Here is a 21,041-nt window from a genome sequence, read left to right as displayed (position 1 = left end):
ATTTATTTACTCATGAAAATACTTAAGCATAAGCTATTTCTTTACTTTTTTTCTTTTAGTAAAATTAATATTTAGTTTAGGTGTACCACTCCATACAGAGAAAGTATCCATAAGAAAAGATATCAACTGTTTTAACAGATCAACCATTATATCTCCCTCCTATATTCCACTAAATAAAAAATATTATATAATTACTATACCCTATCTAATACTATAAAACTTTATCTTCAATCAACTTTTCAATAACTCTTTTAGTATTTTGATTATCTTTAAATTCGTTAATTTCTTCATACTTATGATTATATTCTTCATTTAGAATATAATTTCCATCAATTGCTTTGTTTATCACGTCAATTAATTCCGCTTCATCGTAAGCAATTGGTCCTGGTGCATTTGATTCATTTAGGGGTGGTGTTGCTTTATAATTTTTGATTAAGTAATCTTTTTCTTTCCAATAAAATATTGGATATGCACCTCTATAAACAGCATCATATATAATAGACGAATAATCTGTAATAAAAATAATAGAATTTTTTAATGCTTCTGTTGGATTAGTATCAATAATATGAGCATACTTTTTAAAGTTTTCTTTAAAGTACTGGGCAAATTTATTATGAGGTACGATCAATAATCTATCGAGTAAACCTGCTTTTTCAAATGCATCGATTACTTCAATAATTGATTGATAGTATGAAGTTTTTTCTATCTCATTATTTACAACATACATTTCTTCCCAATATCTCCAAGTTGGCATAAATGCTATTTTATTTGCATTTTTATTAAGATATGCATGATCTAATTTAGGCAATCCTGTTTTCATAAGATCCTGTTTATCATATCCCATTTTATAAAATTCTAAAGCTTCTAAATCAGAACTAATAACACTCTTTACTAAATTATTATTTTGATTTTCTTTATAAAAACTCCTACCTTGTGGATTTTCTACAGGTTTGGCAAACATAATACCATGTTGTAAAAAGTACAATGGTGTGTTTTTTATTTTATTAGAAAGTAGATTATCAAAAGTTTTGGTTGCTATGACATGATTACTTAGTTCACTTGAAATAAAATGATCAGCCATAAACACATAATAATAATGTTTGAATGAAAAACGTTTTAAAATATCGTGTTTATATTGCTTTCGTAAAATCTCATAACTACTAGATTTCTTATCGATAACAAATTTATTCACTGAGTTTAAATGTTCTAATTTTTTAATTGCTTCAAACATTACAAACCCTGATTCAGAAGCACTTGAAGCATCTTTTTCAAAATACAAATTTACATTTTTCTTTTTAAATTTCAAAACAGAATCAGCAATCTTTTTCGATAAGCTAATTTTAAATTGATTGAATTGATTATAAATAGGTAATTTAGGTATTGATGTAATAACCGCTTTATCAACTGCACTTATTCTCGAAATATATGATGTTTTTTTATGATTATTTGTACATAATACTGTATTCTTTAAATCATCTGGATTTTCTACTATAAGCGGATGTATGATGATTTCGTTATAAGCAAAGTATAAGTTATTATGAACTTCTTTTAATTCCTTTAGTTTATATTTGGAAACTTCAAATTCAAAATCCCCGTTATCTTTCCACTTAATTTTGGATAATATGAGTCCATCACGTGTCACAACGTTATTAAAAAGATTATTAAAATGATACTTATAATCTATATGCCCACTAAATTTAATTCCATGCCTTGTATTACTCGAATTAATATGTGAAACATTGAAAGTCGGCTTTTCAACAAGATCTTGTTCTATATTTATTAAATCTGGACTATTGTACGAAATAGTAAATAGTCTATTATTTAATTTAACAATAACAGGATTAAAATTTTGCAAAGCAATTTTTGATTTTATTTTTAAATGTTTTTCTTTAATAAGTTCGCTTATCTTTATGACTTCATTTGATAAATTAGAAAGTTCAAAAGTGTTGTTAGATATCAAATTAAAACCTAAGTTCCCTTCCAAATCTATCATCTGAACATATGACGTTTTTAACGAAAATTCCTTTTTAGAAATCGTATACTCTAAAAAACTCACTATGTGATGATATCTAATCTTTAAATAAATATAAGGTTCATTAGAATGAATTCTTTCTAATGAATCGATTTTTGAGTATCCTTTCAAAAAAATTGATTCATTTAATTCATATTTATTATTGTTCTCATCTAATACTTCATAAGCGTATTTAGTCTTTTGAATTTTAAATTTGTCATAATATGATTCAATGCTAATATCTAAACTTTTTTCTGTATTACCATTTAAATAAGGTGAAATATAAATCATGCCATTCTTAATATGAACATATAAAATCTTTTGATCGATTTCTAATATCATTAAAATGTTATCTTCAAAATTAGTCTTTTTAATGGCATGTTCTCGTAAATCTAAATATTTTGGAGTAATATAGAAAAATTCATCGCTATCAAACATTTTAATTTTTAAAAATTCATTAGTATATTTTTCTATTAAACAAACTTCATTAAAAATCTTTTTTATATGCATGACATACCTTCCCCGTTGTTTTGACTTGTAGTAATTTTAAATCAAACTTAATCATTATATTAACATACATACAATTTTAAATTTATTACTTATAAATTAATACCTTCTTCTAAAAATTTCACTTTTTTAAAATGTCACATTTTAGACACAACGTATATAAATTCATTTTTCAAGCTCCCTCTCTTGTATTTACAATAAATACATGTTTATTTATTCATCATTAAGTGACTTTATAATATTTATGAAATTTTAATGTGAGCATATATTCAATAAACCACAATTTATTAATTTATTTATCTTGCCTAGAACATATTCCCAAATGTATACTACAAAAGTTATTATTTTAAGGAGACAAATTATGAAAAAATTAAATTATCTATTTTGGTTGTGTTTTTTAGCTTTGATAACGATTATACCAATGCTTTGGGGAGGGCAAGGTTTATTAGTTATTATATTTACGGGATTAATGCTTCTATCATTCTATTTCACAATTGTATATTCATATAATATGATTGTTTCATTTTTTGGATTTAAAAACATAAAAAGAGATTACCTTATTAAACAAGATAGAACAAAGTTTTTAATTTTAGTTGCAGCTCATAATGAAGAAAGTGTGATTCGGGAAACAATTAGAAATCTTAAACAAATTAATTACGATAAAAATTTATATGATATATGCATCGTTAGTGATAACTCCACTGATCTTACAACACAAATTGCTTTAAATGAAAATGTACTTGTTGTAGATACTATTAAAAATGAATTTGAACGAGAAGGTGTTGGTAAACCTGCAGGTATTCAATACGCACTTAGAAAATTAGGTTTTGAAAATGTTAAACGTCAATATGACATGATTATGGTTTTAGATGCTGATAATTTTGTTAGTAAAAATATTTTAAAAGAAGTCAATTCACAATTTATTACTAAAGGTAGACCAACAGCAATTCAAACTTATCTTGATAGTAAAAACTACTCTAAATTTATGAGTTTAGCCTACTCAGTTGTATTTTGGACAAATAATCGATTTATCCAATTAGCAAAATATAAATTAAACTTACCTAATTCAATTGGTGGTACAGGATTTTTTGTGAAAACAGATTGGCTAATTGACAAAGGCGGCTTCAAGTTTGATTCACTTACAGAAGATTTAGAAATGGAAATTGAGATTATCAATGATGGCGGACGTATATTATGGAATGACCATGCGTCTATTTATGATGAAAAGCCAGAAAAAACAAAAGTGAGTATGATACAAAGACATAGATGGATAAAAGGACATTGGTACGTTGCTTTCAAACAAATTTTGCCATTAACTAAGAAATTTATTATGACTTTAAATATTAAATACTTAGACAAAATATTCTTCTTAATGAGTATGGGTAAAGCATTTCATATACTCTTAATATTTTTAGTGCTCATCATTAATATTATATTATTAACCCATCATCACATGTTGATATCAACATTAGCAGCTTTGAATATTTTAGGTGCATTGCATTTATTGAATGATTACATGTTTTATATTACAGGAATAAACGCATTACTTATTATTTATAGTTTCGTCATATTACCTTTGTATAGTGTCTATGCAAAACTTAGAAATATTAATCCAATCAAAATTGTTTTATCTTTACAATGGTTTATGATAACTGATTTTATCGTACAATTATTTGGTTTATTTACATGGCCAAATCAACAAACTTGGATTAGAACACCCCACTCTAAAGTTAGTATAGAAACAAGTGAAGAAGCTTACCAAACACCAGGAACATATGAACACGATAACCAACCTGCAATACAAGTCCCTGAAGTTGGTTTAAATACAAGTAATCATATTGTAGAGCAACATAAATAAATAAAATCCCTTATGACTAATTGAAACATTAATCATAAGGGATTTTTTAATTACTAATACCTCAATAAACACCAAATATTCTTCCTGCTAATCCGAGTAGGACGAGTATGGTTGCTATAAACCATTTATTTTGAGCGTCTTTCATATTACTAATGTTGGTGCTAATTTTTTGATCTACTAAATTGATAATATCTTCTTTTAATGATTCAGATTCTCTCATTCTTTGATGACTTTCACTTTTAATATCATTCTTCAATTCATTTTTCACTTCTTTTAAAGAACTTTCTATTAGATCAAATCTTGTGTTCATATGTTTTTCTAGCATTTGAAATTCTGCTCTAGTTATGTAGTCATTATTCATATATAACACCTCACTTTATATAAATCTACTATGAATGGTTTTATCATTTTCAGTTTAAATTACATTAAATATTTTTTCACTTCCATATTATACATATATATTATACTATAATTTTGTATTGTACAAAAGATTTTTTGATAACAACATAAAAAACCCTAACCGCATTCGGTTAGGGTTTTAAAATTTGAGAACTATTCTACTTAGCGTATTCAGTAGCTCTCATTTCCCGGACAACTGTCACCTTAATATGCCCTGGATATTGTAATTCGCCTTCTATTTGATCTTTAATATCTCTAGCTATTCTATGTGCTTTCAAGTCGTCAATATCTTCAGGAGAAACGATTACTCTAATTTCTCTACCTGCTTGTATTGCGAATGCTTTTTCAACACCTTGATAACCTTCTGATATTTCTTCTAATCTTTCTAAACGTTTCACATAATTTTCTAAAGTTTCTCGTCTAGCTCCAGGTCTTGCAGCACTTAACGCATCTGCTGCTGCTACCAGTATAGAAATAACTGATGTTGGTTCTACATCCCCATGATGTGAGTGTATTGCATTTATGACTGTATCATGTTCATGATATTTCTTTGCAAGTTCTACCCCTATTTCAACATGGCTACCTTCAACTTCGTGATCAATAGCTTTACCAATATCATGTAATAAACCTGCACGTTTTGCTAAAGTAACATCTTCACCTAGTTCAGCTGCTAACATTCCTGAAAGTTGTGCAACTTCTACTGAGTGTTTCAGTACACTTTGGCCATAACTTGTACGATATTTCATACGTCCTAAAATTTTAACCAATTCTGGGTGTAAGTTATGAATACCTAATTCAAATGTCGCTTGTTCACCTGATTCTCTCATTAGGTCATCCACTTCTCTTCTCGCTTTTTCAACCATATCTTCAATTCTACCTGGATGGATACGTCCATCAGATACTAAATTAGTTAAGGCTGTCTTAGCGATTTCTCTTCGAATTGGATCAAATCCAGATAATATAACCGCTTCTGGTGTATCGTCTATAATTAAATCTACACCTGTTAATGTTTCTAAAGTACGAATATTACGACCTTCACGACCGATAATACGTCCTTTCATCTCATCATTTGGTAAATTTACTACGGATACAGTCGATTCTGAAGTATGATCTGCTGCTAATCTTTGTACAGTAATAGACAACAGTTCTTTAGCTTTTTTATCGACATTTGCTTTTAGTTCTCTTTCTTTTTCTTTTACAAGTACAGCAATATCATGTGACAGTTCTTCTTCTACTTGTGAGAATTGCTCTTTACGAGCTTCATCACGTGTGAGTCCGGAGATGCGTTCTAGTTCTTGTTCATGTTTCATTATTATTTCTTGAACATTACTCTCTTTTGCATCTACCTGTTGTTGTCGCTCTTCAATTTTAGCTTCTTTGTTTTCTAGAATTTCATCTTTTTTGTCTAAAAGATCAGATTTGCGCTCTAAGTTTTCTTCTTTTTGAAGTAATCTTGCTTCTTGCTTTTGTAGGTCACTTCTTCTCTCTCTAATTTCACTATCAAGATGATCTCTAATTTGTTGATTTTCTTCTTTAGCTTCAATCAACTTTTCTTTCTTAAGACTCTCAGCTTCTTTATTCGCTTCACTTATAATATAGTGAGCAGACTGACGAGCTTGATCTTGCTTTTTCGTTAAGCTATTATGTGCGAAAAAGTATCCTACAACAACACCTAGAATAACTCCTAGCAAAATGAGTAAGAGGGTTAATAAGTCCACATAAACACCTCCTTCTATCTAGGTTCTACGTCTTATATATACAAAAATATGATTAAATGAAACTATGGAATCATACAACTCAATTGTACGTTTAAATTTGTACAAGTGTCAAGGACATGGACTTTAATTTTTAATTCTATTTTTATAAAAAAACATTCTATAGATTACACAATGAAACGTAATCTATAGAATGTTTAATTTAATGACAAAATACTATTTAGTCTAATAAAGTTTCTTGTTCAGGCTCATTAGGTTTTTCTTCTTTTTTAGCTTCTTCTTTCTTCTTACCGTTAAAGCCTAATTGATCTCTTAAGATTCCATCAATTTCTTCGATAATAGCTGGATTTTCTTTTAAGTAAGTCTTAACGTTTTCTTTACCTTGACCCATACGTTCTCCGTTATATGAATACCAAGCACCTGATTTATCTACAATATCAAATTCAACTGCTAAGTCGATTAATTCACCTTCACGTGAAATACCTTCACCGTACATAATATCAACTTCTGCTACTCTGAATGGAGGCGCAACTTTGTTTTTAACAACTTTAATTTTAGTACGGTTACCCACTACTTCTTGACCTTGTTTCAATTGTTCAGCACGACGTACTTCTAAACGAACAGAACTATAGAACTTCAACGCACGTCCACCTGGTGTAACTTCAGGATTACCGAACATAACGCCAACTTTTTCACGAATTTGGTTGATAAAGATAGCTGTTGTATTTGATTTAGAAATAGCACCTGATAATTTACGTAAAGCTTGACTCATTAATCTTGCTTGTAAACCAACGTGTGTATCTCCCATTTCACCTTCAATTTCAGCTTTAGGTGTTAATGCAGCTACTGAGTCAACAATAACAATATCAACTGCACCACTACGAACAAATGCTTCTGCAATCTCTAAACCTTGTTCACCGTGGTCAGGTTGTGATAAATATAGGTTATCAATATCTACGCCTAAGTTTTTAGCATAAACAGGATCTAGTGCGTGCTCAGCATCAATAAAAGCAGCTACGCCACCTTGTCTTTGTGCTTCAGCGATAGCGTGTAAAGCTACTGTTGTTTTACCAGAACTTTCTGGACCATATATTTCAATGATACGTCCTTTAGGGTAACCACCCACACCTAATGCTTTATCAAGTGTGATTGAGCCACTAGAAACTGCTGATACTTCTCTGCTTGTATTATCCCCTAGCTTCATTACTGCCCCTTTACCAAAGGATTTTTCCATATTCTTAATTACTGTATCGAGTGCTTTTTGACGTTCGTTCACGCGATAACCTCCTATATATATAAAATGAATTTACTTGTTTAATTAGCTATTATTACTATAAATGCTTTTGTTCTAAATTGCAAGCATAAAGCGAATATTTGTTCGTGTTTTTGTACGCATTTTTTAAAATTAAGCGAACATAAGTACCGATTTTATGAATTATTGCAAGTTACCTTAATTGGTTCAAAAACTTTATAAGTGCTATATTGCTTATTCTATCACGTCTTCCAGCATATGATTGACTTAATGACGAAATAAATTTTTCCGTTTTTTGCATATGTGAAATATATACTGTTGATTCTTTATGATCTTGTTTTAACACGATAACACTTTCTACGTTAAATGTTGATTTTAATTTATTTGCAATTTGTTCAATTGAATCATCTTGACTAATATTCAACATTTCATCAGTCCATGAATTTTGTAAGAGATATGATTTTAAATATTGCTTGCTGTCTTTAGATAGTTTAAGTCGAGCATTTAATACACCGTCTGTAATGCCATCATAGATAACAAGTGGTTGGTCTAATTCATTAAATACAGCATCTTCAACTGTTAAATCATCACTACCATAATAAAATTCGCCGATTCTATTTAATATTTCTGTTTTAACAGGATGGATTAAATCTATCGCTTGTTGTTTAGTATTCGCATTAGCCGTAATACGTAGTGATACTTCATGTTGACCAGCAAGTGGTGCTATTGTAGGATTGGATTGATTATCTATTAAGTCAATCAACTCTGTTTCCAAACTAGATTCACCAATACCCATGAATTTCAACGACTCTGAAAAGATCACACGTTCTTCATTTAAGAAGAAAGGTACAAGATATTGATTGACCATTGTTTGAAGTTCTTTCGGCGGACCTGGTAATAATACGACTTTTTTGTCATCCACTTCTAAATACATGCCTGGTGCCATACCAAAGTCATTCTTCAGTACTTCACTACCTTCAATAACAAGTGCTTGTTGTCTGTTATTAGGTGTCATCGTACGGTTTTCATTTTTGAAATATTGTTCAATCTGATCCATAGCTTGTTTATTTGTTTCTAGCGATTTACCTAATACTTTACCAACAGTTTGTTTTGTTAAATCATCTTTCGTTGGTCCTAAACCACCTGTTAAAATCACAACGTCATGATGCGCTAATTCTTCTTTAAAAGTACGTTCTAACCTTCCAGGATTATCACCTACAGCAACGTGTCTCATCACACTTGCACCAAGTTCATTGAGTACTTTTGATATAAACTGTGCATTTGTATTTGCAATTTGTCCTAATAAAATTTCAGTACCTACGCTTAAAATACTAACTTTCATACTTTTGCCTCCTACAGAAAAACCTACAAACGAAATGTTGTAGGTTAAATGTTGTTATTATTTTGATCCTTTAAATACATCTCTACCATGATAAAAATACTCTATACCAGATAGAATTGTAAAGAAAGTAGCAATATACATGAGCCATTGCCCAAGATTAATTTGCCATAAAGTAGATAATGGTTCTTGTAATAGGATAAATACAATTGCAACCATCGTTACAGCCGTTTTAATTTTACCTAATTGACCAGCCGCACTTACAAAGCCTTGTTCAATTTGAAGTAATCTTAGACCTGTTACAGCAAATTCTCTAGCAATGATGATAATAGCAATAACTGATGATACTTTATCAAGTTCTACTAATGCAATTAATGCACTCGCAACTAATAATTTATCAGCTAGAGGGTCTAAAAATTTCCCCATGTTTGTAACAAGTTCCCATTTTCTCGCTAAATAGCCATCAAACCAATCTGTAACAGAAGCTAAAATAAATATAATACCAGCTATAAATTGTTCTATTCTCATTTCTTGTCCAAATAAGAAATGCATGTCACCCATATTAAAATCTACAAGTAAAAATAAAACAAATACAGGTATTAAAATAACACGTAATACTGTTAATTGATTAGGAATATTCATATTCGTTCTCCTTCTTTTCTTACAACTGCATAATAATACTATTATAAATCAATACTATATATAATTAAATGATAATTATTAATAATATCCAACCGATTAAACATATACCAAAGAACGTAACCATTTGTGTTATGAGTTTAGCTACCATTTTATTCTCTGATATTTCAGTTTGACTTCTTTTTTCTTGCGTAAGCTGTCTAAAAGCTTCTTTAGCAGAAGGTGCTGTTTTAGGCAACTCACTTTGATGTTTATCAATTAATTCTGGTGCACTCATATTGATTGCCGAAGCATATTTCGTTATGAAACCTCTTGTATAATCAGGATTTGGTAGATTTTCAAATTCATTCTTTTCAATCATCATTAAAAATGGTCTTTGTATCTTTGTTTTTTCTTCAAGTTCAACTAAAGTCATCCCTAATTGTTCTCTTTTACTTCTTAACGTTTCTCCAATATATTTCAAATATATTCACCTCAAACAATTTATTCAAAAAATCCAAATCCATCTCCAAATGCCATATTGTCATTTGTAAATAAATCATTTTTATTTAATTGCTCATATGTAATTTCTTGGTCTTCTGTTTCTCTTAGTTCAATAATATAATCAAAATCTTCAAGGCTATATTCAGAGCGCTGTACAAATAAATCAGGATGTTCTACTACTTTAATTGTTGGTAAACTCATAACTTCTCTAACGAGTTGTTTATGCTTTTCGTCGGTTTGTTTAGACGTTACAGCCCCATCAATAATATAAACATTTTCATCACTATATTCACCTTTTAATAAAGAGCTTCTTACAGTTTGTTTAATAAGCGTTGAACTAATAAATAACCATTTTTTATGGGCACACACACTTGCAGCAACAACAGATTCTGTTTTACCTACTCTTGGCATACCTCTTACACCAATAAGTTTATGACGGTTCTCTTTAAACAGTTCTGCCATAAAATCGACTAACAAACCTAAATCTTTTCTTTCGAATCTAAAAGTCTTTTTGTCATCAACATCTCTTTTAATATATCTACCGTGTCTTACCGCTAATCGATCTCTTAAGCCTGGTGTACGTAATTTTTTAATTGTGATATCATCAATTTCTTTAACAATATTTTCAAAACGTTTAACCTTATTCATATCATCTGTCTTAATGAGTAGCCCTCTTCGACCTTGATCGACACCATTTATCGTAATGATATTAATACCTAAAATACCAAGCAAACTAGAGATATCCCCTAATAAACCTGCTCTATTTACTTGTATATCGTATTCTAAGTACCATTCTTTTTTAATGACTTCTTCCATAATATCCACCCCAATATTAAATATACCATCCTCCGTTTACACGAAGTACTTGACCGGTCACACTTTGAGATAACGGATTTAATAAATATCCCACCGTTGCCGCAACTTCTTTAGTTTGAACAAACCGACCTTGTGGTATTTCATCTTTTAATTGTGTTTGTGTAATTTCATCAAGTTCATCTGTCATTTTACCATGAACGACCCCTGGACATATAGCATTTGCTGTAATAGATGTTAAAGCAAGTTCTTTTGCTAAAGATTTAACAAAGCCAAGTTGAGCTGCTTTCATTGTTGAATAGATTGTTTCGTAACTTGCACCAGTCTCACCCCAAATAGATGATATAACGATTATTCTGCCATTTTCACTTTTTCTAATATCATCAACAAATAATTGAACAATTTTTATGAGCGCATATACATTCAAATTATATTGAACATCAATATCAACATCTGTAAAATCTTGAATCGCACCAAATGACGATTGCCCAGCTGCATATATTAATTGATCAATATGTCCAATTGAAGTTAAAGACTGTAGATTATCTTTGTTTGTTAAATCGAATTGTAGAAAAGTAACAGGTTGTCCGGCATACCTTTGTTTGAGTTCATTAATATTAGATCGATTATAATGCAGTATCACTTCATGCCCTAGCGATAAACATTCATCAACAATCGATAAGCCAATGTCACCACTACCACCAACAATAAATGTTCTAGCCATTTTGTTTCACCAAACGACTTTCTACAACATGATCAAAGTCTATTAATGAAGCCAATGTTTCTTGTACACTTTCTACTGTTATAGATTCTAAAATGTTTACAAGTTCAAATAGTTCTACACCTTCGAAATAGAATTTAGTATATTGATTCGCAATATATTCTGGAGAATTTAAGCTTGATACAATTTCCCCTAAAGTTTGTTTTCTCACTCTTTCTAACTCTTCTGGAACAAATCCATTTTCTATATATTTCTTAAGTTCTGCTTTAACCGCTTCTTTAAATTCATGATGATAATCAGTTGTCACAGCTAGAATTAAATAACTATATGTCATTTCGTTAGCAAATTGATAACCAAACGTATCATCAATCACTTCTTTTTCTAAATTTGATTGATAAAATTCAGTTTGTTCACCAAACATTAAATCTAAAGCAATCATCATTTCCATATCATTTTTTACGCGTACTTTATCAGAAATTATATTTGGCTTGAATTTATATGCCAACATTGATTTTTCTTGGACGATATCCATTTTCGTTTCGACATATGGTGTATGTACAAATGTCGGTTCGTCTATGGCTTTTCTCGTAATAGGTGGCATTTCATGCATATTTCTTTTATCTTCATGTTCACGTACTAATTGTATAGTCTCTTCAGGATCGACGTCTCCAACAATGATTAACACCATATTTGCTGGATGATAAAATGTTTCATATGATAAATATAAATCTTCTGCCGTAATGTCATAAATACTTTCAACAGATCCTGCTATATCCACTTGTACTGGATGATTATGATAAAGTGCACCTAAAGTTTGGAACATTAATTTATAATTCGGCTGTTCTTGGTACATTTTAATTTCTTCAGCGATTATACCTTTTTCTTTTTCTACTGTTTTCTCAGTGAAATATGGACTTTCAATCATCTTTAATAAACGAATAATATTATCGTGTACATTTCCTGTCGCACTAAATAAATAACTTGTTCTATCAAATGTTGTAAATGCATTAACTTGTGCATCATTTTCAGCGAAACTTGTAAAGACATCGCCGTCTTCTTTTTCGAACAATTTATGTTCTAAGAAATGTGCTACCCCGTCCGGAACTGTTACAAAATCATCTTTGCCATGTGGCTTAAATGTATGATCAAGTGAACCGAAATGTGTTGTATATGTCACAAAAGTCTTTGAAAAACCTGCTTTTGGAATGACAACTACTTTTAAACCATTCTCTAAAGTCTCTTCAAATACAGTTTCATCAATCTGTTTATAATATTGATTACGCATTGTTATCACCTTCAGTCAGTATATATATTGTATCTAATTGTCCAAGTTGTGCGATTTTTTTAATATCTTCAATAGTGATAGATTCAATTTCTTTAATCCACTCATCATAGTTATAAACGGATTGATATCTCGCATGTGTATGCAATAAGTCGATCATTTGTCGTTGCTTATCAAACATTTCTCGTGCATGTGAGATTAGGACTTTCTTCGCTAACGTCAGTCTCTCTGTTTCAATTTCACCTTTTTGAATATCTTTAAAAATATTTAAAATTGTTTCTTTAGCGACATGTACTTTATCTTTAGAGATGCCACCAACTATATATAAGAACCCATTTCTTGCATCGATTTGAGAATGTATTGAATATGCTAAACTTTGTTTTTCACGTACTTCACTAAATAAAATTGAAGAAGCATCTCCACCAAGTAACATATTTAATACTAAGAACGAATAATATTCTTTAGAATGGAATGTTATTGGGAACCTATATCCCATATTTAATTTTGCTTGATCAATCTTTGTATAATCTACTATTTCTTTTACTTCTTTAATATCTTTTAATAATGTCGTTTCGATTTCTAATTGACTATTATGATCGAAATTAAAATATTCATGACACAATGATTTAACTTCATCTAATTCAACATTTCCAATAATATATGTAGATATTGCATTCTCATGTAACAAATCATGATATGTATTCACTAAAGATTCAGGCGTTACATTATCAATGTCTTCTAGTCGACCTGAAGCTAAATATTTATATGGCTCATCTTCAAACATATGATTCATAAATTGAATAAATGCGCGTTGAGATTTATTGTCTTCAATTGCAGTTAATTTTTTATGTAATAAAGATTTTTCTTGCTTCGTATATTTTTCGTTAAATTTCCCATTTTCAATAAGTGGGTTGAAAATCACTTCGTGCAATAATTTAACGGCTTGCTCAAACAGTGGAATTTCACTATTTAAATATTTTTCATTTACGATTTCAATACCAATTGTCATGATATGATTATTAGCTTGTTTATTGACATAGCTAAATAAATGCGCACCATATAAGTCCGCAAGCAAATTATTCATTTCTTTATCAGTTTGGTATTGTTTTGTAACACGTGTAATTAATTTACTTAAAATTGACCTAGATGTAATCGTCTCACTGTTTAATGGTGCTACAAATTTAAAAACGATAGTCGTTGTTTTAAATTTTTCAGTTGGTATCACATAAACGTCATTTGAAGATAATTGTATATGTTCTGTTGTTATCATAATAGATACCTCTCTTATATGTATGTATATAGAGAAACAAAGCAACAATTGTTACTTTGTTTCTCTCAATATATTTATTATATCCTATTTCTTGTAATTCGAAACTTTACAAGACTGCTTTTAAAATAATTTAGTGAATAAAGAACAGGTGTACCATGTTCGTTATAATGAATTTGTGTTAATAACATCATTGCATCATCTGGTTCAGAATTCAGTATTTCACTAATATATGGTTCATAACTAATAGATTCTATAGATGTATTAGCATGTGTTATTTTAAATTCTACTTTACTTTCAATTGCAGATAAAATAGATGAGTTGGATCGGTAGTCACTGCATGCAAATAAATCAGTAGCAATTTTATCTAAACAATAAACGACTGGCTCACCATTAGCTGTGCGTACTCTTTCAATAACTGAAATATACGCATCTTTTTCTAAATTTAATACTTCTATATCTTTTAAAGTCGCGACTTCTTCATCTAAACTAATAAATTCAGTTCCAGCAACTTCACCATTTTTTTCTATCATTTTTGTAATACTGACTAATTCGTCTAACGGATAATAATATGGTTGTGTAGGTTTCACCACTGTTACGTCGCCTGTTTTTTGAGATAAAATTTGTTCCGTGACAAGTTCATGTATGGCTTTTTCAATTTCATCATAATTTATATTTAACAACTTTTTAATTTCAAACTCATTCGGAATAGCATCTCCCGGTTTGAGTTCAGCTGTTTGAATTTTTTCTAATATCCAATTTTTAACGAAATTTGTACTTGCATTTGTAGACATAATATCCCCCTATTCGTCTTGATAAATATCAACCAATACTTGTCTAGGTTTACTACCTGATTGAGGACCAATAACACCATTATTTTCCAAATCATCCATTAACCTAGATGCCCTATTATAACCTATTCTAAATCTTCTTTGTAATAAACTCGCACTTGCTTTTTGTTCTTCTACAACAAATAAATATGCTTCTTTGTATAAAGCATCTTCACTTTCCATTTCATTTGTTTCAGTTGGTTCATCAGGTTCCATCTCTTTAACATAGTTCGCTGTTTGTTCTCCAACAACATGTTGAACTACTGATTCAACTTCACCATCAGAAAGAAATGCACCTTGTATTCTTGTTGGTTTCGAAGAATCTCTAGATAAGAATAGCATATCACCTCTACCTAGCAATTTTTCAGCACCACCACTATCTAAAATTGTTCTAGAATCTGTTGCAGAACTTACTGCAAATGCAATTCTAGAAGGAATATTAGCTTTAATACTACCTGTGATAACATCAACAGATGGTCTTTGTGTCGCAATAATTAAGTGTATACCTGCTGCACGCGCAAGTTGTGCGATTCTCATAATGGATGATTCAACATCTTTACCAGCAACCATCATTAAGTCAGCAAGTTCATCAACAATGACGACAATATAAGGTAATTGCGCTTGTTTTTCTTCCATTTCTTGATTCGTACGTTCAATAAATTGATTATATCCTTCAATATTTCTTGCACCAACGTGTTGGAACAAGTCATATCTTTTTTCCATTTCGGATACAATTTTTTGTAATGCTTGATTTGCCTTTTGAGGATTCGTAACAACAGGTGTTAATAAATGTGGTATCCCGTTATACACATTTAATTCAACCATCTTAGGATCAATAAGCATTAATTTTACTTCATGTGGTTTAGCATTCATTAAAATACTTGTGATAATACCATTAATACAAACAGATTTACCACTCCCTGTAGCACCTGCTACGAGTAAGTGAGGTAATTTGTTTAATTCTGCAGTAATCGGTTCACCTGAAATATCTCTACCTAAAGCAACTTCAAGCTTATTAGACGTTGGTTTTGCCTCATTCAGTACTTCTTTCAACGTTACCATTGAAATATGTTCATTAGGTACTTCAATCCCAACTGCAGACTTACCTGGAATAGGCGCTTCAATTCTAATATCTTTTGCTGCTAAATTCAGTGCAATATCGTTACTTAAATTAACGATTTTGTTTACTTTCACACCTTGAGCTGGCTGTACTTCATATTGCGTAACAGCTGGTCCAATCCTAATTTGAGTCACTTTCGCATCAACATTAAAGTTTCTTAACGTAGCTTCGAGTAGTTTCCCTTTTTCTTGAACGGTCTTTTTAGACACTGATTGTGATTTAGGCGGATCATTTAAAATCGTAATCGGTGGTAATTTATAGTTTAAATTCTCTGTCTCATCTATTGTTGATTCATTCATTTCAGGTTCATGATTATCATGATCTTTTTGAACCGTTTGTTTAGGTTGTTGTGCTCTTTTAGCAGCTAACTTTTCTTGTGATTCAAAGATTGGAATTTCTTCATTAGTTTGTAGTTGGTCATTTTTAGAAATTTCTTGAACTGGTTCGACTTCTTCTAAATGTGAAACGTCTTTAGGTTGCTCTTTTTGACGCTTTTCTTTTTCTAGTTGTTTAGCTTTCGCTTTTTCTTCTCTTTTTTGTTCAAGGTTTGTCATTTTTGATTTAGTTTTACTTTGTGCCATATCAAAAGCTGATTTCGTAATATCACGATGTCTTTTCTTCATGATTAAAATGACACTAGATAGTAAAACGAGAATGGTTAATAAACTATATCCAAATACGGAAATAAGTTTGCTTATGACATTAAATGCATAATAACCAATATAACCACCACCGTTAAAGTAAAATGCATTACGTTCTAAACTTGAATATGTTTCACTCAAAGTTGTCTTAAAGGTATTAAACGATGGATCTTTGAAATATAATACTAACTGCATAATGAATAGCAATGCTACTTGAAAGACGAGCAATCCGTTTACTCTTCTTGTGAATTTTAATTTACCATTCACTGTTATTAATAGTGAAATAATCGCTATCAGTATATAGGTGAAATATTTCGAGAATCCAAATAAGAAATGAAAGAAGCTATCAATCATTAAACCTATAAATCCTAATTGAAAAATACCTAACACGAGTAAAAACAACACAATCATCTGTATGACGTATTTTAGTGTATTATCTTTTTGCTTTTTCTTGCCACGTGTTGTTTTTCTTTTACGTGTTGCTGGCTTCTTCTTTTGTACCATTTTTGAAATAGCCTCCTTATCTATAATGCAAAAAGAGGCTGGGACATAAATAGATGTCTCAGCCTCATATAGTATGTAGGCAGTTAATGAACAAATAGCGTGTATGACACATTATTTGTTCACCTTTGCCGAGATGGAAAAATCCATTATATTGATATAGAATTTAGTCTCATCTCTTGACTGTTAAAAATCATCCATAAAACAATTCATTAGATTTCTGAAATAATTGGAATAATCATCGGGCGACGTTTCGTTTGTTCATATAGATACTTACCGAGTTTATCACGCATATTTTGTTTCATTTCAGACCATTCAATTTTCTTTTGAAGTAAACCTTCTTCAACAATTTCACGGACTTTTTCTGAAGCGTCGTTTAATAATTCTTCACTTTCTCTAACATAAACGAATCCACGTGATTGAATTTCAGGTCCACCAACGATTTTTCTATTTTTAGGATCTAAAGTTACAACAGCAATAAATATACCATCTTCAGCTAATAAGTGTCTGTCTCTCAAAACAATATTACCAACGTCTCCAACACCGATACCATCAATTAATACGTTACCAGCTGTAACTTTTTCATTAGCAATCATTTTTTCGCCATCAAAGTTAACAACGTCACCTTTTTCTAGTAAGAAAATTTTCTCAGGATCTACGCCTGTTTCAGCTGCTAATTTCGCGTGTGCGATTTGCATTTTAAATTCACCTTGTACTGGAATAAAATATTCAGGTTTCATTAAATTAAGCATCATTTTAAGTTCTTCCATACAACCATGACTAGATGCATGTGTTTTTTTGTTATTAGGCATAATATGTGCGCCAGCTTTAACTAATTCATTTAAAGTCTGACCAATAATCACTTCCATATTAGCAGAAGCTGTTGTAGAAATATAAACATTATCGCCTTCTAAAATGTTTAAAATAGGATGTCTTTGTTGAGCCATTTGGCCTAATGCTTCAATTGGTTCACCTTGCATACCTGTAGCAATAATAATTAATTCATTTTTAGGATATTTACTAATGTCATGCACTGGTACTAAAAGATTTTCTGGAATATTGAAGTAACCTAATTTACGTGCAACATTGAAAGAACTTTCTAAAGAACGTCCTAAGAATGAAACTTTACGGTTTAATTTACTAGCCGCATTCAGTACTTGTTGAATACGAATAAAGTTAGATGCATAACAAGACACGATAATGCGTCCGCTTGCTTTTGCAAATTCATCAACCATATGACTTTCGATTACATTTTCAGGAACGTTATAGCCTGGCTTTTCCGCTTCTGTTGAATCACTAATCAACGCAAATACGCCATTTTGACCAATTTCAGTCATCTTAGCAATATCAGGTGCATAGGCACCTTGTAAACTTTGGTCGAATTTAAATTCTCCAGTATAAACGATTGCACCATAAGATGTATGGATACATACACCTAAACTATCTGGGATAGAATGCGTTGTATTAAAGAATGTCACGTTAACATTTTTAAATCTCATGACAGAATCTTTATTTACTGTATAATAACGTACTTTTTTATTGATTTTTCTTGCTTTCATATGATCTTTAACTAATGCGATCGTCAATCTTGATCCGTATACTGGCGCATCAAGCTTTTCAAGTATATAACTTACAGCACCGATAGAATCTTCATGTCCGTGTGATAAAAAGATACCCTTAAGTTTATCTTTATTCTCAATAACATATTGTATGTCTGGTATAACAACGTCTACACCTAACATTTCATCTTCTGGAAACATTAAACCAGCGTCTAACATGAACATTTCTTCGTCCACTTCAACGATATACATGTTTTTTGCAATTTCTCCTACACCACCGAGTGGTATGATACGAATTTTATCATTTTTCTTTTTTATTAAACTCAAAATTGTTCCTCCTAAATGTAGTCCCGTCCATAATATATTTATTTAATCATACCATTTATATAATCGATTATACAAGCACATACAACAGTCTTATACATATTTTAAATTAAGGAAGACAATAATTGTTATATCAGGTCATAACTTTATGATTTCTCTGTCAAAATAAACTCAGAATAAGGTGCATCCAATAATCTTTTCGTAGCTAATTTAATATCTGCTAACTGTATTTGATTAATCTCGTGCTCGAACTGCTCATTCGTAACTAATTCATTATGAAACATGATTGAACGTGCATTTCTCGTCATTTTATTTTGGTTAGATTCAGATGCCATTAAAAAGCTTGTGATGATATGACTTTTAGCATCATCTAATTCATTCTGTGTAATACCATCACTTAATAATGACTCAAGCACTTCAGTAATAAGTTCACTTGATGCATCAACATTTTCTTTATCAGTTGCTACATAAATTGTCAGCAAGCCATCATTGTGAAAACTTTGGAAATCTGAGTAAACATTATAACATAATCCATGTTCTTCTCTTAGAACTTGGAACAATTTAGAGCTCATTGTTTCGCCTAAAATCGTGTTCAATATATTCGTTGCATAGTAGTGTTCATCATTATAACTTGGTGCATCATAACTTCTCATAAAATGCGTTTGCTCTAGCTCATTTTTATAGTAAGTTTCTTTCTTCTCAATAAAAGTCATGTTTTGTTCTTGTTGATCAAGCGGTATTTCTATGCCATCAGATAATTGCTTAAGCAACGTTTCTTTCATAGACTTGCTATAGGCACCTGCAACTGAAACAATTAATCGATTACTTTGATAATATTTTTTATGGAAATCAACTAATGTATCTCTATCTATTCGATTGACACTATCAGGCGTACCAAGGATCATTCGTCCTAATGGTTGGTCTTTATAAATTTCATGTTCTAATTTATCCATTAACCATTCTTCTGGTGTATCTTCAATCATTTTAATTTCTTCTAAAATGACTTTTTTCTCACGAACAATTTCTTCTTCAAGAAACAGTGGATTTTTAACCATATCTATAAGTAAATCAATTGCTTTATGTTCAAATCTTTTTAATGTTTTACAGAAATAACAAGTGTACATTTTTGTCGTATATGCATTGTTATAGCCACCAATTTTATCAAATTCATTTGATAATTGCTGTCTCGTATAGTGTTCACTACCTTTAAACAACATATGTTCCATAAAATGAGCAATACCTTCTGGATAATCACCTTCATCACCCGTTCCAGTATTGACATAAACACCTACACTAATTGTTTCACTGTTAGGAACTTCTTCAAAAATCACAGTCGTTCCATTATTCAGTCGTTGTAAATCAGCCATATTTATTCACCTCAAAATAAATAGGGACACGTCAATGTCCCTCTATTAGTAGACATACATACTTTCATAACCTCTCTTGCCTAGGGTACAGTCTCAGCCTGTAGTCTTCGACTTGTACGATTCCCTCAGGCGTATCGGTTATAAAAGTATTTTATATGAAGCAATCATTAATTTAAAACCTTTTGTGTTATAAGTATTGAGAAGTATTATGTACATGTATAATCGCAGTATTTGCATTTTTAGCCAAAACTGCTAATAACGGTATCAGTATTTGCACCTTTTGCCAGAACTGCTAATAACGACACCCTTATTCATACCACTACTAACATATGTCATGTAACTTCTTGTTCTACTTACTCATAAAAAATGCCAACAAAATCTATGACTTTGTTGACACTTTAAATTTCAGATTT

General features: G+C 30.6%; 16 protein-coding genes. 1 reads left to right on the top strand and 15 read right to left on the bottom strand.

The window, feature by feature from the left end:
* Nucleotides 1-211 precede the first annotated feature (211 nt).
* Entirely contained in the window at nucleotides 212-2,521 is a 2,310-nt protein-coding gene (locus LQ673_RS03205) for a CDP-glycerol glycerophosphotransferase family protein (RefSeq protein WP_204171109.1), read from the bottom strand.
* Nucleotides 2,522-2,879: 358 nt separating this feature from the next.
* Here LQ673_RS03205 and LQ673_RS03200 point away from each other — a divergent pair, with 358 nt between their 5' ends.
* Nucleotides 2,880-4,376: a glycosyltransferase family 2 protein gene (locus tag LQ673_RS03200; protein ID WP_191835972.1), complete on the top strand. Its 1,497-nt coding sequence runs from the start codon at nucleotides 2,880-2,882 to the stop codon at nucleotides 4,374-4,376.
* Nucleotides 4,377-4,437: 61 nt separating this feature from the next.
* Here LQ673_RS03200 and LQ673_RS03195 read toward each other — a convergent pair whose 3' ends face one another.
* From LQ673_RS03195 to LQ673_RS03130, 14 genes are all read right to left on the bottom strand, one after another.
* Nucleotides 4,438-4,737, bottom strand: a complete 300-nt coding sequence (locus tag LQ673_RS03195) for a hypothetical protein (protein ID WP_191835971.1) — start codon at nucleotides 4,735-4,737, stop codon at nucleotides 4,438-4,440.
* A gap of 196 nt (nucleotides 4,738-4,933) precedes the next feature.
* Nucleotides 4,934-6,493 carry a ribonuclease Y gene (rny, locus tag LQ673_RS03190; RefSeq protein ID WP_126476500.1) on the bottom strand — a complete coding sequence of 520 codons (1,560 nt, stop codon included), beginning with the start codon at nucleotides 6,491-6,493 and terminating at the stop codon, nucleotides 4,934-4,936.
* A gap of 217 nt (nucleotides 6,494-6,710) precedes the next feature.
* Nucleotides 6,711-7,724 carry a recombinase RecA gene (recA, locus tag LQ673_RS03185; RefSeq protein WP_049319417.1) on the bottom strand — a complete coding sequence of 338 codons (1,014 nt, stop codon included), beginning with the start codon at nucleotides 7,722-7,724 and terminating at the stop codon, nucleotides 6,711-6,713.
* A 211-nt stretch (nucleotides 7,725-7,935) separates the two neighbouring features.
* A complete protein-coding gene (locus LQ673_RS03180; protein ID WP_191835970.1) occupies nucleotides 7,936-9,084 on the bottom strand; it encodes a CinA family nicotinamide mononucleotide deamidase-related protein in 1,149 nt (382 codons plus the stop codon).
* 57 nt (nucleotides 9,085-9,141) lie between these two features.
* Nucleotides 9,142-9,723 (bottom strand): CDP-diacylglycerol--glycerol-3-phosphate 3-phosphatidyltransferase, encoded by a 582-nt coding sequence (gene pgsA / locus LQ673_RS03175; RefSeq protein ID WP_191835969.1) that lies wholly within the window; start codon nucleotides 9,721-9,723, stop codon nucleotides 9,142-9,144.
* A 64-nt stretch (nucleotides 9,724-9,787) separates the two neighbouring features.
* Nucleotides 9,788-10,183, bottom strand: a complete 396-nt coding sequence (locus LQ673_RS03170; RefSeq protein ID WP_037587819.1) for a helix-turn-helix domain-containing protein — start codon at nucleotides 10,181-10,183, stop codon at nucleotides 9,788-9,790.
* 20 nt (nucleotides 10,184-10,203) lie between these two features.
* Complete coding sequence (locus LQ673_RS03165; RefSeq protein WP_025905363.1) at nucleotides 10,204-11,019, bottom strand: YmfK family protein; 816 nt, start codon at nucleotides 11,017-11,019, stop codon at nucleotides 10,204-10,206.
* Between the two features lie 16 nt (nucleotides 11,020-11,035).
* Nucleotides 11,036-11,740 (bottom strand): elongation factor P 5-aminopentanone reductase, encoded by a 705-nt coding sequence (ymfI, locus tag LQ673_RS03160; protein WP_191835968.1) that lies wholly within the window; start codon nucleotides 11,738-11,740, stop codon nucleotides 11,036-11,038.
* Complete coding sequence (yfmH, locus tag LQ673_RS03155) at nucleotides 11,733-13,022, bottom strand: EF-P 5-aminopentanol modification-associated protein YfmH (protein WP_191835967.1); 1,290 nt, start codon at nucleotides 13,020-13,022, stop codon at nucleotides 11,733-11,735. The genes ymfI and yfmH overlap by 8 nt, the downstream gene beginning before the upstream one ends.
* The gene (gene yfmF, locus LQ673_RS03150; RefSeq protein WP_191835966.1) at nucleotides 13,015-14,289 is read right to left on the bottom strand and encodes an EF-P 5-aminopentanol modification-associated protein YfmF; all 1,275 of its coding nucleotides are present in this window, start codon (nucleotides 14,287-14,289) and stop codon (nucleotides 13,015-13,017) included. The genes yfmH and yfmF overlap by 8 nt, the downstream gene beginning before the upstream one ends.
* A 77-nt stretch (nucleotides 14,290-14,366) precedes the next feature.
* Nucleotides 14,367-15,080 carry a GntR family transcriptional regulator gene (locus LQ673_RS03145; RefSeq protein ID WP_037587813.1) on the bottom strand — a complete coding sequence of 238 codons (714 nt, stop codon included), beginning with the start codon at nucleotides 15,078-15,080 and terminating at the stop codon, nucleotides 14,367-14,369.
* Nucleotides 15,081-15,089: 9 nt separating this feature from the next.
* A complete protein-coding gene (locus LQ673_RS03140; RefSeq protein WP_191835965.1) occupies nucleotides 15,090-17,381 on the bottom strand; it encodes a DNA translocase FtsK in 2,292 nt (763 codons plus the stop codon).
* Between the two features lie 209 nt (nucleotides 17,382-17,590).
* Nucleotides 17,591-19,264, bottom strand: a complete 1,674-nt coding sequence (gene rnjB, locus LQ673_RS03135; protein ID WP_025905357.1) for a ribonuclease J2 — start codon at nucleotides 19,262-19,264, stop codon at nucleotides 17,591-17,593.
* Between the two features lie 143 nt (nucleotides 19,265-19,407).
* Entirely contained in the window at nucleotides 19,408-20,628 is a 1,221-nt protein-coding gene (locus LQ673_RS03130; protein WP_191835964.1) for a M16 family metallopeptidase, read from the bottom strand.
* Nucleotides 20,629-21,041: the final 413 nt, after the last annotated feature.

Origin of the sequence: Mammaliicoccus sp. O-M54 (genome assembly GCF_022386035.1) — a bacterium.
GTDB lineage: Bacteria > Bacillota > Bacilli > Staphylococcales > Staphylococcaceae > Mammaliicoccus > Mammaliicoccus sciuri_A.
The sequence above is the reverse complement of the archived record's forward strand: the minus strand, read 5'-3'. Positions and strand labels throughout refer to the sequence as shown.

What these genes read in the sequence shown, in the direction of transcription:
- LQ673_RS03205 (WP_204171109.1), bottom strand. Translation starts at nt 2,521, where the DNA reads ATGCATATAAAAAAGATTTTTAATGAAGTTTGTTTAATAGAAAAATAT.
- yfmF (WP_191835966.1), bottom strand. Translation starts at nt 14,289, where the DNA reads ATGATAACAACAGAACATATACAATTATCTTCAAATGACGTTTATGTG.
- recA (WP_049319417.1), bottom strand. Translation starts at nt 7,724, where the DNA reads ATGGAAAAATCCTTTGGTAAAGGGGCAGTAATGAAGCTAGGGGATAAT.
- LQ673_RS03165 (WP_025905363.1), bottom strand. Translation starts at nt 11,019, where the DNA reads ATGGAAGAAGTCATTAAAAAAGAATGGTACTTAGAATACGATATACAA.
- LQ673_RS03140 (WP_191835965.1), bottom strand. Translation starts at nt 17,381, where the DNA reads ATGGTACAAAAGAAGAAGCCAGCAACACGTAAAAGAAAAACAACACGT.
- LQ673_RS03180 (WP_191835970.1), bottom strand. Translation starts at nt 9,084, where the DNA reads ATGAAAGTTAGTATTTTAAGCGTAGGTACTGAAATTTTATTAGGACAA.
- LQ673_RS03145 (WP_037587813.1), bottom strand. Translation starts at nt 15,080, where the DNA reads ATGTCTACAAATGCAAGTACAAATTTCGTTAAAAATTGGATATTAGAA.
- yfmH (WP_191835967.1), bottom strand. Translation starts at nt 13,022, where the DNA reads ATGCGTAATCAATATTATAAACAGATTGATGAAACTGTATTTGAAGAG.
- ymfI (WP_191835968.1), bottom strand. Translation starts at nt 11,740, where the DNA reads ATGGCTAGAACATTTATTGTTGGTGGTAGTGGTGACATTGGCTTATCG.
- LQ673_RS03130 (WP_191835964.1), bottom strand. Translation starts at nt 20,628, where the DNA reads ATGGCTGATTTACAACGACTGAATAATGGAACGACTGTGATTTTTGAA.
- LQ673_RS03195 (WP_191835971.1), bottom strand. Translation starts at nt 4,737, where the DNA reads ATGAATAATGACTACATAACTAGAGCAGAATTTCAAATGCTAGAAAAA.
- LQ673_RS03200 (WP_191835972.1), top strand. Translation starts at nt 2,880, where the DNA reads ATGAAAAAATTAAATTATCTATTTTGGTTGTGTTTTTTAGCTTTGATA.
- pgsA (WP_191835969.1), bottom strand. Translation starts at nt 9,723, where the DNA reads ATGAATATTCCTAATCAATTAACAGTATTACGTGTTATTTTAATACCT.